This window comes from Paenibacillus sp. Marseille-Q4541 (assembly GCF_018310695.1).
Taxonomy (GTDB): Bacteria; Bacillota; Bacilli; order Paenibacillales; family Paenibacillaceae; genus Paenibacillus.
The window spans coordinates 1-13035 of record NZ_JAGXCY010000020.1 but is presented as its reverse complement, the minus strand read 5'-3'; the positions used below and the strand labels follow the sequence as shown (position 1 = coordinate 13035).

Below are 13035 nucleotides of genomic sequence, written 5' to 3'. Positions count from 1 at the left end.
GGTACTTGAGAGGAGTCTGTGAGCGGAATGGTTCATTCTATTTTTGCGGGAACGATGGCAGATATGACTTGGACAGACGTGCAGAAATCCATTGAAAATGAAGCGATTGTACTTTTACCATCGGGTGTTATTGAACAGCAAGGACCTCATCTAGTAACAGGAATGGATGTGTACAGCAGCCACCTCATTTGCAACAAGATTAAAGCTGAGTTAGACAATTCAGGTATAGAATCCCTAATTGCCCCTCCTTTCTATTGGGGTATCAATCATGTGACGAGTGCTTTTCCTGGATCTTTTACTTCTCGTAGGGAGACGGTAAAAAATGTACTCTATGATATCTTCGATTGTTTGCATCGCTGGGGAGTAAAGCATGTTTTTCTGGTAGATATTCATGGAGATCCTGTGAATGGTCTTGCCCTACATGATGCAATCTCAGAGGCTCGTAGTAAACTTCGTTTGGATGTGAGATCTGTAATTTCGCACTGGATTGCAGAAGATTTAGAAATAAACAAACAGAACGATCATTTCCTTATCTTTGATGTCCCGCTTCCAGATCCACCTCATCCAGAGCAATCTTTTCCGGAGTTTCTTGATATTCATGCAGGCGAAAGCGGTACGGCTGGGATGGTGAAATACTTCCCGGGGCTTGTGAATACGAACATAGCCCAAACCCTGGCCCCAACGAATTTGACAAGGGATGATTTGAAAAAATGGCATATTGGTGGAGAAACAGCGAAAAAAATAACACCGCTTGGGTATTTTGGAGCTCCTGCCGAGTACAGTAAGGTGAAATATGATGAAATTGATTTCTATGAAGGATTTTCAAGATTTGCTTCGATCGCAATAAAGAAATATCTTAACTACTCCCCTAAGACGTAATGAACCGCAAACTAGGGGATTTGGAGGGATCTAAGGATGCAAACTTTTTTTCGACATAACTGGATCGTAAGAGAGCAATGGTATGAGTGGTGTGAGGATCTGCCGGAAGAGGAATTGCTGCGCCCACGAACAGGAGGAGTAGGGAGCATTTTACAGACGCTGTTTCATATCGTGGATGTAGAGTGGAGCTGGATTCGAGTACTTCAAGGGAAACCTGATTTCCAAGAAAATTTTGAAGAATACGCTACGCTTCAGAAGGTACGGGAGCTTGATAAGCGTTTTAAATCCGAAGTGGAAGAGTTCGTATATGCATGGAATGATACAATGGAGACGCGAGCCCTCTATGATGAGAGACCAGATGGAACTGTAGATATTGACACCTGGGGTGAAGTCATGCGACATGTCATTGCTCATCAGATCCACCATATGGGACAACTATCCGTCTGGGCCAGAGAAGAAGAAATCAATAAAAAGCCAGTCTCCCCTAATGTGATCGGTAAAAATTTAATCACACCCGCTAGTCAAATAAAATAAATCCATCGAACCGGTCTATATCGTCTATCGTTATGGGCTGGTTTTTATTTATTGGAGCATGGGAAGGTACAAGGTATGGAGATGTAGAAAAAAGTAGTAATGAGGGGAAGAAAGATACACTCTATTGAACTGATTTGTTAACCACTATGCTGTCTCCGTTGTGGTGCGTGAATGACTACCTAAAAAAGAGGAGGGGTTCCATGAGTCGTCCTAATATTTTGTTAATTACAAGTGATCAGCAGCATTGGGATACAATAGGGGCATTTCAGTCCGAAGTACATACGCCAAACCTAGACCGAATTGCGAAAGATGGGACTGCTTTTACGCGTGCGTATTGTCCGAATCCAACTTGCACACCGACGCGGGCTTCTATTCTGACAGGGATGTATCCTAGCCAGCATGGGGCATGGACTTTGGGTACGAAGCTGATGGAAGACCGAAGGACGGTGGCACAGGAACTTGCGGAAGCTGGTTATAGAACGGCGCTTGTCGGCAAAGCACATTTTCAGCCGCTTCATGGAACAGAGGAGTACCCATCACTTGAAGCTTATCCCGTATTACAAGATTTACAATTTTGGCGCAACTTTCATGGACCTTTTTATGGTTTTGACCATGTTGAGCTTGCCCGGAATCATACGAATGAGGCTCATGTCGGTCAGCACTATGCCATCTGGATGGAAGAGAAGGGTTACCCTAACTGGCGCGATTATTTTCTGGAACCAACGGGGACAATGGACCCTTCGATTACTCATTCCTGGCCTATACCGGAGGAAATTCATTATGATACATGGATCGCGGAGCGTACAGGAGCGCTTTTAGAAGAGTATAAAGAGCAGGACGAGCCGTTCTTTCTTTGGTCTAGTTTTTTTGATCCTCATCCGGATTATCTTGTACCTGCACCTTGGGATACCCTCTATAATAAAGACGAATTGACGGTCCCTACCGTACATCATGGAGAACATGATAAGAACCCACCACACTTTGGAATGACCCAGGAGGCAGCCCCTGATTATAACCATTTGAAGGAAACCGGGCGGGGAATCCACGGATATACTTCTCATTTGCTCCCTGAAGAGGAGCGTAAACAGTTAGTAGCAACGTATTATGGAATGATCAGTTTGATGGATAAATATATCGGAAAAATACTCGATCGGTTGGATGAACTCGGTTTATCCGAGAATACCCTCGTTGTTTTTACAACAGATCATGGTCATTTTTTTGGACAGCACGGGCTGCAATATAAGGGTGGTTTTCATTATGAAGACCTGATTAAGCTCCCCTTCCTTGTCCGTTATCCAGGTCATGTTCCTGCAAATAAGCAGTCTGCTGCCATTCAGTCGCTAGTAGATCTTGCTCCTACGTTTCTTACTTTTTGCGGAATCCATGTTCCTCATGCAATGACGGGGGTAGATCAAAGCAAAGTATGGCTTGGTAAAGAGGAGCAGGCGCGTGACCATGCGATATGTGAATTCCGGCATGAGCCCACCACCATTCATCAGAAGACATATGTAGATCAGAGGTATAAAATCACAGTATATTACCGTCAATCCTATGGTGAAATTTTTGATCTTGAGAACGATCCGAGGGAGCTGAACAACCTCTGGGATGATCCCGACTATACCACGCTCAAACTGGAGTTACTGCTCAGATATATTTCAGCGGAACTTGGGAAAGAATCTATGCCGATGCCACGAATATGGCATGCATAACAACGACTATGATTCACATGGATAGATACGAGCGAGAGGAGAGTATGCATGGAACAATGGGAATATAAAACGATGAAATATAAGACAGGTGGATTCATGGGAGGGAAAGTAGACACGGAGGAATTTGAACAGGAACTGAACGAGCATGGAATGAACGGATGGGAACTCGTTTCCTGTTTTGATACTAGTATTTCGCAAGGAGCTTCCAAGGATGTGATTGTTGTTTTTAAAAGAAGTAGGCAACTCTAAACAAGTTAATCTAGTAGAATTAGGGAATCAGGAAGAGATTGTTTCTAGGCATAAGAAATGATCTCTTTTTATCTTTATTTCTGCTCTAATTCTTCTTCAAGCGAGTAAATTGTACTGGAGGAGGCTGTTTATGAATAGCGAATTTACACACTGTCTGCAAATGTTTCCTACTCCTAATCTTCAGAGAACGGCAGATTATTATGAGAAACTTGGATTTAGATCTGTACCTTATCTACAATCTGTTGAACCACATATATGTTTGTATCGCGATTCCATCGAAATTATTTTAACTCAGTCTCAGCAAGAGAGGCTTACTCCTAATCGAGAAATCCATGGTTATGGGTATGATGCGTATTTTATTGCCTTAGAGCAAAGAGAACTTGAAAAAGAATGTCACAGATTGGGTATCAAGATCGTAAGACCGCTCATCAGAACGGATTACGGAAATGATGAATTTGTATTTGAAGACATCGACGGTCGCTGGATAGCAGTTGGGAATAAAGTTTGATAGTTTTTAGCCAACAGGGGGAGTTCGCATGGCTCAATTCAAAATATATGGATTGTCTACAACGATAAAACCAATTCAGAAGAAATTATCGGATGTGCTCCATTCTTGTATGGTGGATTCACTAAAATTACCTGCGGATAAACGTTTCCACAGATTCTTTTGTATGGATGAAGAAGATTTCATCTATCCTTCAGACCGGACGGAGAAGTACATCATTATTGAGGTTAGTATGTTTGAAGGCAGAACAGATGAGGTGAAAAGAAAGCTACTCAACTTGATTATGGAGAGAGTCCATCAATTAGGGATTCATACAAACGATATCGAAATTACCATTTTCGAAACACCCAAGAACCATTGGGGGATTAGAGGAGTACCTGGTGATGAACTACAATTAAATTACAAGGTTGATGTATAGAGGAATGAACCAGATCAGTCTAACTAAAATCCGAGATTGTTTCTTTTACTATGACTTCCCCATACACCTGATAATAAAAAGGAGCTCCTATAATAAGAAGTACAACAAATAGGATCATCAGATTTCGAAATAACTTCGCTGACTTCTCCTTTTTGGCATATAACCAGAGTGGAAAACAGAGACAGAGAGCTAGTAGAAAAAATATTTCAGCAACTACGATCACTGCAGCATAATCCTCAAGCTTCATCCTCTTCACCTCTCGTTTTTATCCAATTATAAAATAATTATCATATCCATGCGAATGTGAGTTTTCAAGGAGTGAGTGGATGTACACCTGATGAAGTCATTCATGTAGGGGACTCACTTTCGAGTGACATAGAGGGTGCACAGCGCCTAGGGATTCAAGCAATTTGGTTAAACAGACTGAACAAGCAGCTGCCTGATCATTATAAACCCGATTACATATGCAGTAATTTAATTGAAGTAAAGGAGGTCATCATCTCATCAAAGTCGCTTAGTTAGCATACTGGAGAACATAGGCTATTGAAGTGCATTGTTGTAATCTCACACCGGATAGAGTACCATCATTGCAATAACAAAGTATAATAAAGGAGTCACCTATAAAGATGACAAAAGTTCTTGTAGTTGATGATGAGATGAGCATTGCAAGCCCGATCGCCTATGCACTCCGAAGAGAGGGTTATACAGTTGAAACGGCTTACGATGGACAGGATTCTTTGGATCGTATTATTACTTTCCTGCCGGATGTAATGGTTCTGGATGTGATGATGCCGAGAATTAATGGATACGAAGTGTGCCGTAAGCTGGAAGGAAATCCACACCGCCCTTCGATCCTCTTATTAACAGTGAAAAATGATATCGTTGATAAAGTGCTGGGTCTAGAGTTCGGTGCCGATGATTATATGACGAAGCCGTTTGATATGCGTGAGTTAATTGCTAGAGTAAAGGCTTTGTCCCGTAGACGTGTGCAAGCCGTATCTATAGAAACACAGGATCCTGCTGAGCAGATCATTCAGCTATCGGGTCTTTCTATTAATCTGATCAATCGAACGGTACATGCAGAAGGCAAGCTCATGGAGCTAACACCTAAAGAATTTGATCTCCTTACGCTGTTAGCACGAAATCCCGAGAGAGTATACACACGGGAGGCTCTGCTGGAGCAGGTGTGGGATATGGATTTTGCAGGTGGAACTCGGACGGTGGACATTCATGTACAAAGACTTCGAAAGAAGCTTGGCGAATTGCATACCATCATCCAGACGGTCTATGGTATCGGATATAAAAGTACGGAGTCTTCTTCATGATGAAGAAGAAAAAATATATTGGACTTAAGTGGAAGGTTGCACTTTTACTGGCCTTACTGCTATTCTCTGTTCTCGCCTTGCTAAGTTCATTGGTTCTTGCGGGAATACGAGAGGATCAGCGAGAACGTTTAACAGATACTTTTGCCCAGAAAGCAGAGGCAGCGAGTATACGCGTACACCAAGAGTTCCTCACCAATACGGAACTGACACCGGATACTTTTATGGAAAATCTCGGTCAACGCCTCGCTGTGGATCTAGGGGAACAAAGTGCCGCTGCGGTTACACTTTACAAGCTTGACGGGACCTTTACTGGGACCTCGCTTCCTTTTCAGCCAAAAATGGATGTAAAAGATGCGCTTGAATATACGGCGGAAGGATGTTCGGCTTATATTACGGAAGGTGACCAGATTCTTTATTTAGCACCTTTGTACAATCTGGATGAGCAAATGGGGACGATTCAATTTCATTCTTCTATTGCGGAGCAGCGTGCTTTTTACGAACGGATTCAGAATTTATTTGTCATTACAGGGGCAGCCGTACTGGTTGCCGGATTCTTAATCGGGTTTGGATACGTCTGGCGCCAGGTTCATGTGATCAGTAAGCTGAACGGTGCTGCAAACCAAATTGGTGAAGGGAAGTATCTCACCGCTCTTCCTGTTCAGCGCAACGATGAACTTGGTGAGTTGGCCGAAGGAATATATGAGATGAGCAGTCAAATTTCTTCCTCTATGGGACAACTTACGGAGGAGAAAATAAAACTGCAGGATGCAAATGTACAATTACAGAAACTTGAGCAGCAACAGAAACATTTTATCGGGAATATCAGTCATGAACTAAAAACACCCCTCACTTCCATTCTTGCTTACGCCGATCTGCTTGAGATGTATCAGGATGATCCGATACTTCTGGAGGAAGCAAGAGTACAGATAAGTAAAGAAGCTCAGCGATTATACGGGCTCGTGGAGAAGGCACTTCAGTTGTCCTCCATGGATGTTTATGAATTTCAGAACAGAGCTGAATCAGTTGAGATTAAGCCGTTACTTCAGGAAGCTGTGACTAGACTTGAAGCAAAAGCGGAGAAGTATCATATCACGCTCAAGGCAACGCTAAATGAGGGAGAGGTATGGGCTGATCCAGAAAATCTGATGCATATCGTGGTCAACCTGCTCGATAATGGGATTAAATACAATCGGCCCGGAGGGAGCGTTATCCTCTCTAACGTATTATCTTGGGATCAGAATGGAAAAGCCTGTATGACCATTGAGGTCAGTGATACAGGAATCGGAATTCCGGAGGACGAGCAGGCGCTGATCTTCAAGCCTTTTTATACGATAAGCAGTGATCGTTCTAGGGCCAATGGAGGCACGGGACTAGGATTATCTCTGGTGCGGAGCTTGGCTGAGAAACAGCATGGATCGGTTATTTTGGCAGAGTCTAGTCCTCAGGGGTCGAAGTTTATCGTTACTTTACCTGTGGAACATCATGGAGAACATACGTGAATCTGTATCAAGAAGAAAGCTCAGACTTACATAGGTCTGGGCTTTATTTTTAATCAAGAGCATTTATTGTTTACAAGTTCGTTACAAGCTGGATATTTTTCTGAAATACCTGGGATCTATACTGAATTCAACAGGAGGAGGTACCTGTTAATGAAACAAGCGCTTGTAATGTATAGCATGAAGCTGTTAATGATTCTGGTGATTTGGGTGTTGATATCAGCCTGTCAATCTACAGATAGACTTACCGTCGTAGAAAAAGATAGCAGACAGATACAGCACAAACCTGAGCAAAGTCCCTCTACGGCTGGAGGGGAACGTAAACTTACTGTCGTAAACAAGCAAGCACGGCAATCAGGTGAAGAGGTCTTAGTTCAGCACATTCATCGTTTAGAAGCATCTGCTATCGAGGAATGGCTGTCCGAGGATGAGGTGAAAGTCAGCACTACGAAACTTATAGAGGAAGGGAGTTCAGCAGAGGAATCGCAATACGCCTACACCAAGGAAGTCATCACGATGAGCAGCGGTGCCCGGCGTGAAGTAACAGACGAAGAAGAAGGATTAAAAGCAGGGGAATTCTTCGTGAAAGAACAATTATCGCCGGACGGTTCCTTTCGTTTCATCCAGAAATGGCGGGATAAATATACAGCAGATAACTTCATTCAGGATGAACGTACGAACGAGATGATACCAGTAACAGGGGACAACTATATGGAGTTTGGCGGCTGGCTTGATCATGATACGTATGTACTAGCGGCCGGTTCTACGAGTGGAGTAGGAGATATTCGTCTCATCTCTACAGACGGCACCTATAAGAAAATCGCGTTTGAAGATGAGGAGACCCCTTTTTTTACGCAGTTTGGTGTGAGCAAAGGACGTATTTATTATACGGATGCGAAACATGTACTGAAAGTGTTTGAACCCGGACAGCCCCGATCAATTCGTCTGATTGAGAATGTTTGGAGTTTTGAGATATCCCCTGACAGCAATTATATTGCTGTGTCTACAGCTAAAGAGTCTGACCGTTCGAAGGGGAGTGAACTACTGATTTATGATTCTGCTGGAAACTTGCAGGGATCTTTGATTGGTAAAGGGGATCTAATCTCTTATATCTCTTGGGCACCCGATTCATCCAAATTAGCGTTTGATGTGTATTCAGAAAATAAAAGTGGAATGAATGGTGTATATATTTGGAGCATCATTTCCGGGAAAGTATCGTCTTTGACACCGTATTACACTCCGGCGGACGATGCAGCTCATCCTGTGTACCCTTTAACTTGGAGTCCATCTGGCTCAAAGCTTGGGATTACGACGGAGGACAAAGAATCGCTTATCGTTACGCAAGTGATAGATTTCAAGTAAACGTAAGAGACAAATAAACAGGAATAGAAGAAGGGATGGAATCATCATGAAAAATTTTAAAAAATCAATGATAACATTATCTGTAGTGGGTATGACGTTAACAGGAGCGGCAGGTGTATATGCAGGTACGAACCTGCAGAAGATTACTGCTTATCTCAACCATAATCTAGGAATCCAAGTGAATGGTGCCGCTTATCAACTAGTTGATAACAATGGGAAGAAGCTTACGCCCATCACCTATCAGAACACAACCTATTTACCTATTCGGACTATCGCAGATGCAGTCCAGGTTCCCGTTTCATATGATGCGAAAAATAAACAGGTCCTTATCGGAACAAAGTCTACCAATCCCGGTCAAAATGCGCAATTAACGAATGTAAAATACAGTGATGCTCAGATTAAGGAAATGGAAAAGGCGTTTGCTAATTTTGAACATTTCGAAACGGCCTATGCACCGACTCAGATGGTGAAAGGAGATAGCTATCAAAAGTCAGGCGCTTCGGATGACGGGGTAAGATTGGTTTTTAAACATATGGCTATCTCCATCTCACCAAGAGATTACTCCGATGGGTATGACAGCAAGACAGTAACTCTCTCGAACGGGACGAAAGCGAAATGGTATACACCGGATGAAACGGCAATGCTAGGATTTAAGCTGGATGATCGAATTGTAACATTAAGCTCTCCAGATCATACTTTAAGCAAAGCACAGCTTGAAAAAGTTGCGGTAAGTGTGGCAAAACTCAACTAAGTGTAAACGCACAAAGGAGACTTGCAGAATCAGATCATGATTCTTGCAGGTCTTCTTTGAATTCATTTAAATCGTTTCCTTTAAGGGAGAAGCTTAAGTTTCCAGCTCAATGTATTCCTTCAGGAGCTTCCATTCTTCCGCTTCTTTTCTCCAAATGAACATACACTGGGCATAATGAGGTTTACCGTTTACGATACTGGTTTCTCTGCCGGTTATTAGTATATTTTCTCCGCCCTGTCGTTCTGTGATGGAATAGGGTTCAAAAGACTTCAATCCATCATCATATTGTTCCAGCACGCCCTCTACATCATAGCTGTAGTCATACTGATCTGAAATGGTTAGCTTTGAATGCGCCCAGTACCCGACGAAATCCTTGGACATATACCTGCGGATGGTATCTCCATTCTTACTTTGAAATGCCTCATTCCATGCTTGGAAATATCCATCTAAGACTGCATTGATCTCCATGGTAGGTATTCCTCTTTTCATTGTAGGATTATCATTCCTACCAAATAATAACTTTTTTTGCTAGTAGCGGGCAATGCTTCATTCTAATGATTAACTAACTGCCGATTCTGCCTTGGCCAATTGAAGTTCCCTGCGGGCATGGATGACGTTGAAGGCAAGGCTTATGACTGCTGCCCCGATCAGCCATGCTAAGAGAGCAAGTGCGCTTGAAATAGCTGCTGCTCGGTCTCCAATAGAGATCACATTTTGCAGCCCATGCAGTGAGAAGGTCATCGGTACCCAGCGTCCAATGGCTTGCATGATGGGAAGATTCAGTTCACTTGGGAACGTGCCTCCGCAAGATGCCAACTGCAAGACCAATAGAGTAACAGACAGGAATTTCCCCACGAAGCCAAAGAGTGTAAGTAGCATATAGATGATGGTCAAGAAAGTCAGTGAAGCGAGCAGGCAGAAGCCAATAAATCCGGGTACACTGGTCGGCTCAATGCCGAATCCAAATAGTGCAATAGCAATGACGATCAGGGTCTGCACAATACCTACCGTGTAGAACAGACCTAGCTTATTAATCCACTGTGCGGTACCTGTGAGCTTGAAGTCTTGTCTGCGACCTAGCGGTAAAATATTTGCACCCATAATTCCCCCGACAAATAGCGCCAGGGACAAGAAGTAAGGAGCGATACCCACTCCGTAATTTGGAATCTCGTGGAGGTCTGATTCAACGAGCTGTACTGGTTCTGCGAACATGGCAGCAACGCCGCTCCCCGTGCGTAAGGCGGCGGTCTTGTTATTTGCTTCTGCAAGTTTGGTGGACAACTCGCCTGTTCCGTCATTTAGTTCACGTATTCCACTAAGCAGCTGATCCGAACCATTTGATAGGTTGGATGCTCCGGAAGCAAGTCCGGTAATTCCGCTGTGCAGCGAATGGAAACCATCTTCCCAGCTGATCAACCCTGAACTGAGTTTGGTAGTCCCAGCTTGTAATCGATCCGCACCTGCAGAAGCAGAAGAGATTCCGGAACCGAGCTGTTCCATTCCACCTGCCAGTTTTTGTTGTCCATCTGCCAGCTTATCAGCACCAGCTGCCAGTTTCTGTTGCCCGAGAGCGAGTGCCTGCGTAGCATCCGCTGCCTCACCGAGTTGCTTGACAAGGCTTTGAAGTACTTGATCATCGCTGGATCCATCCGTGGACTTAGCATAAGCTGCCAGTGCTTTTTTCAACTGAGCTAACGAAGCTGCTGCTTCTTTTTGTGCGTCAGCAGCTTGATGACTGGAAACGGCAAGTTCGTTCATGCCTGTGGCCGATTGTTCACTACCCCTGGTGAGTGTTTGCTGTGAAGCATCTAGCTCAACAAGGCCCTCCGCAAGATCCGTACTGCCTTTCGACGCGCTCTCCGCTCCTTGCTTCAGCTGTGAAGTAGCAGTCGCAAGCTTATCGCTGCCACCTTGGAGCTGATCCGTGCCGCTTGTAAGCTGATGAGCACCACTAGCTAAGCTTTGTAGGCCAGAATATGCTTTTTCGGTCCCTTCATGCAGTGCTACTGCACCGCTTCCGGCACTGCCGAGACCGTCAGCCATACGCTGCATAGAGCTTAGCACCCCGTCTGCATAAGCCTTCGTTAGACTTTCTTGGATTCCGGCCTTCATTTCCTTCACAGCGCTAGTGCCAACCTGTGATGCGACAAAGTTACGTCCAGCATTGGTTTCATACAGCAGCTGGGCCTGCTTTGGATTCTCATCCATGAGACTTGCTGCTGCAGCTGAGAAATCCTTCGGTACGGTAACAACCATGTAATACGTTCCGTCTTTCAAACCGGATTTCGCTTGCTCTGCGCTGACGAAACGAAAATCCATAGTTTGCTTATTCTTTAGTTCTTCTACAAAGTCTTCCCCGGCATGAATGGGTTCACCATCCATCGTCGCTCCGAGATCTTGGTTGACAATGGCCACCGGAAGCTTATCGAGGTTTCCGTAGGGATTCCAATACCCAGACAGGAATAATCCCAGATAAATTAACGGGACAAGAAGAAGAAAGCCGAGTGCCACCCGGCCATGCTTATGATGTAGGAGCCTCTTCCAATCTCCGAATATATGTTTGATTCCATTCACTACAATATTTCCTCCTTCGTTTCGTAAGCAGCTATCTATCGGCTTCCTATTGTACATCGGAGAAATGATAAAGTATAATACATGAAAATTACTGAAATCATATACTGGAGTCTATCAATTGGAAAGTAAGGTGTCATTATGGAATTGCTTCAGCTTCAATATTTCCAAACGGTAGCAAGGCTGGAGCACATGACTCGTGCTGCTGAAGAGCTGAATATAGCTCAGCCTTCACTGAGCAAAACGATTTCTAGGTTGGAGGAAGACCTGGGGGTTCCACTATTTGATCGGCAAGGTAGGCAAGTACGGTTAAATCTGTTCGGGCAGGCTTTTCTGGAAAGGGTGGACAAGGCATTTTTGGAGCTGCAGGAAGGTCGCCGCGAAATTCGTCAATTGGCTGGACTACAAGAAGGATCGGTTACACTTGCCGTGTCACTGCCTCATTTGTTACCCGGATTATTAGGACCTTTCCTGACAGAATATCCGCTTGTCCGCCTACGTCAGCGTATCGGTTCTGCGGTTTCGATGAAGCGTCAATTGGAGAATGGCGAGGTAGATTTATGTCTGTCCTCTGTGCCGATCGAAGGTACTGAGGTGGAGTGGGAGCCGATGCTGGAGGAGGAAATTTATTTGCTCGTTCCGTCATCTCATCGGTTCGCAGGGCGTGATTCATTACCGCTGGCCGAGGCAAGCGAAGAGCGATTCATCAGCATGAACGCTGGGCATGACTTCCGTGTACTCACAGATCAGCTGTGCCTGGAAGCAGGGTTTACACCCTTCACCGCATTTGAAGGAGATGAACCTCAGGTGATTGGAAGTCTTGTTCGACGGGGACTTGGTGTTTCGTTTGTACCTTCTTTGTCCATCACCCGTCCTTTGTCATCAGAATTATCGATGGTAAGACTATCAGGTCCTCATTGCTTCAGAACTATCGGGATGGGTTATAACCGCCGTCGTTACTTATCTCAGGCAGCACAGCAGTTTCGAGAATATACTCGAAATCATTTTTCAAATATTGCTCGTGCGGAAGAATAAAGAATAGAGAGTAGTAGGGTTATCGTCATTTAGAAACCTTATAATCTAAATATCTTGAATGAGAAGAGCTTTGTCTAACGGAAAACTTCCTTGGATAAGGCTTTTTCTTATGGAGATTAATATTTCTATTATTTACATTAAATAACAAATGAGTATATAAAACTGTTGATTATTAATTATAAATATGAAATCATATGTAAT

15 protein-coding genes are annotated in these 13035 nt (G+C 43.9%); 12 read left to right on the top strand and 3 right to left on the bottom strand.

Going from position 1 to position 13035, the window contains the following annotated elements:
- The first annotated feature begins 27 nt into the window (after positions 1–27).
- From KFT32_RS17895 to KFT32_RS17870, 6 genes are all read left to right on the top strand, one after another.
- Positions 28–879, top strand: coding sequence for a creatininase family protein (locus KFT32_RS17895; RefSeq protein ID WP_211748612.1), 852 nt, complete (start codon positions 28–30; stop codon positions 877–879).
- A gap of 36 nt (positions 880–915) precedes the next feature.
- Positions 916–1413: a DinB family protein gene (locus KFT32_RS17890; RefSeq protein WP_211748611.1), complete on the top strand. Its 498-nt coding sequence runs from the start codon at positions 916–918 to the stop codon at positions 1411–1413.
- A gap of 200 nt (positions 1414–1613) precedes the next feature.
- The gene (locus KFT32_RS17885) at positions 1614–3122 is read left to right on the top strand and encodes a sulfatase family protein (protein ID WP_211748610.1); all 1509 of its coding nucleotides are present in this window, start codon (positions 1614–1616) and stop codon (positions 3120–3122) included.
- 48 nt (positions 3123–3170) lie between these two features.
- Entirely contained in the window at positions 3171–3371 is a 201-nt protein-coding gene (locus KFT32_RS17880) for a DUF4177 domain-containing protein (protein ID WP_211748609.1), read from the top strand.
- Positions 3372–3501: 130 nt separating this feature from the next.
- Positions 3502–3879, top strand: coding sequence for a VOC family protein (locus KFT32_RS17875; RefSeq protein ID WP_211748608.1), 378 nt, complete (start codon positions 3502–3504; stop codon positions 3877–3879).
- 28 nt (positions 3880–3907) lie between these two features.
- Positions 3908–4294, top strand: a complete 387-nt coding sequence (locus KFT32_RS17870; RefSeq protein WP_211748607.1) for a tautomerase family protein — start codon at positions 3908–3910, stop codon at positions 4292–4294.
- 19 nt (positions 4295–4313) lie between these two features.
- Here KFT32_RS17870 and KFT32_RS17865 read toward each other — a convergent pair whose 3' ends face one another.
- Complete coding sequence (locus KFT32_RS17865) at positions 4314–4541, bottom strand: hypothetical protein (protein ID WP_211748606.1); 228 nt, start codon at positions 4539–4541, stop codon at positions 4314–4316.
- A gap of 71 nt (positions 4542–4612) precedes the next feature.
- On the opposite strand from KFT32_RS17865, the gene KFT32_RS17860 reads away from it, so the two are divergent.
- The 5 genes from KFT32_RS17860 (at position 4613) to KFT32_RS17840 (ending at position 9228) form a co-directional block, all read left to right on the top strand.
- On the top strand, positions 4613–4816 hold the full coding sequence (locus KFT32_RS17860) for an HAD family hydrolase (protein WP_211748605.1): 204 nt from the start codon (positions 4613–4615) through the stop codon (positions 4814–4816).
- 104 nt (positions 4817–4920) lie between these two features.
- Positions 4921–5619: a response regulator transcription factor gene (locus KFT32_RS17855; protein ID WP_211748604.1), complete on the top strand. Its 699-nt coding sequence runs from the start codon at positions 4921–4923 to the stop codon at positions 5617–5619.
- Positions 5616–7118 (top strand): sensor histidine kinase, encoded by a 1503-nt coding sequence (locus KFT32_RS17850; protein ID WP_249435964.1) that lies wholly within the window; start codon positions 5616–5618, stop codon positions 7116–7118. The genes KFT32_RS17855 and KFT32_RS17850 overlap by 4 nt, the downstream gene beginning before the upstream one ends.
- 150 nt (positions 7119–7268) lie before the next feature.
- On the top strand, positions 7269–8477 hold the full coding sequence (locus KFT32_RS17845; protein WP_211748603.1) for a WD40 repeat domain-containing protein: 1209 nt from the start codon (positions 7269–7271) through the stop codon (positions 8475–8477).
- Positions 8478–8523: 46 nt separating this feature from the next.
- A complete protein-coding gene (locus tag KFT32_RS17840) occupies positions 8524–9228 on the top strand; it encodes a stalk domain-containing protein (protein WP_211748602.1) in 705 nt (234 codons plus the stop codon).
- A gap of 93 nt (positions 9229–9321) precedes the next feature.
- On the opposite strand, the gene KFT32_RS17835 is transcribed toward KFT32_RS17840, so the two are convergent.
- Positions 9322–9696, bottom strand: a complete 375-nt coding sequence (locus KFT32_RS17835; protein ID WP_211748601.1) for a nuclear transport factor 2 family protein — start codon at positions 9694–9696, stop codon at positions 9322–9324.
- A gap of 90 nt (positions 9697–9786) precedes the next feature.
- A complete protein-coding gene (locus tag KFT32_RS17830; RefSeq protein WP_211748600.1) occupies positions 9787–11802 on the bottom strand; it encodes a YhgE/Pip family protein in 2016 nt (671 codons plus the stop codon).
- A 138-nt stretch (positions 11803–11940) separates the two neighbouring features.
- On the opposite strand from KFT32_RS17830, the gene KFT32_RS17825 reads away from it, so the two are divergent.
- A complete protein-coding gene (locus tag KFT32_RS17825; protein WP_211748599.1) occupies positions 11941–12834 on the top strand; it encodes a LysR family transcriptional regulator in 894 nt (297 codons plus the stop codon).
- Positions 12835–13035: the final 201 nt, after the last annotated feature.

Excerpts from the sequence above, each read along its gene's own strand:
- KFT32_RS17895 (WP_211748612.1), top strand. The coding sequence starts at position 28 with ATGGTTCATTCTATTTTTGCGGGAACGATGGCAGATATGACTTGGACA.
- KFT32_RS17890 (WP_211748611.1), top strand. The coding sequence starts at position 916 with ATGCAAACTTTTTTTCGACATAACTGGATCGTAAGAGAGCAATGGTAT.
- KFT32_RS17885 (WP_211748610.1), top strand. The coding sequence starts at position 1,614 with ATGAGTCGTCCTAATATTTTGTTAATTACAAGTGATCAGCAGCATTGG.
- KFT32_RS17880 (WP_211748609.1), top strand. The coding sequence starts at position 3,171 with ATGGAACAATGGGAATATAAAACGATGAAATATAAGACAGGTGGATTC.
- KFT32_RS17875 (WP_211748608.1), top strand. The coding sequence starts at position 3,502 with ATGAATAGCGAATTTACACACTGTCTGCAAATGTTTCCTACTCCTAAT.
- KFT32_RS17870 (WP_211748607.1), top strand. The coding sequence starts at position 3,908 with ATGGCTCAATTCAAAATATATGGATTGTCTACAACGATAAAACCAATT.
- KFT32_RS17865 (WP_211748606.1), bottom strand. The coding sequence starts at position 4,541 with ATGAAGCTTGAGGATTATGCTGCAGTGATCGTAGTTGCTGAAATATTT.
- KFT32_RS17855 (WP_211748604.1), top strand. The coding sequence starts at position 4,921 with ATGACAAAAGTTCTTGTAGTTGATGATGAGATGAGCATTGCAAGCCCG.
- KFT32_RS17850 (WP_249435964.1), top strand. The coding sequence starts at position 5,616 with ATGATGAAGAAGAAAAAATATATTGGACTTAAGTGGAAGGTTGCACTT.
- KFT32_RS17845 (WP_211748603.1), top strand. The coding sequence starts at position 7,269 with ATGAAACAAGCGCTTGTAATGTATAGCATGAAGCTGTTAATGATTCTG.
- KFT32_RS17840 (WP_211748602.1), top strand. The coding sequence starts at position 8,524 with ATGAAAAATTTTAAAAAATCAATGATAACATTATCTGTAGTGGGTATG.
- KFT32_RS17835 (WP_211748601.1), bottom strand. The coding sequence starts at position 9,696 with ATGGAGATCAATGCAGTCTTAGATGGATATTTCCAAGCATGGAATGAG.
- KFT32_RS17825 (WP_211748599.1), top strand. The coding sequence starts at position 11,941 with ATGGAATTGCTTCAGCTTCAATATTTCCAAACGGTAGCAAGGCTGGAG.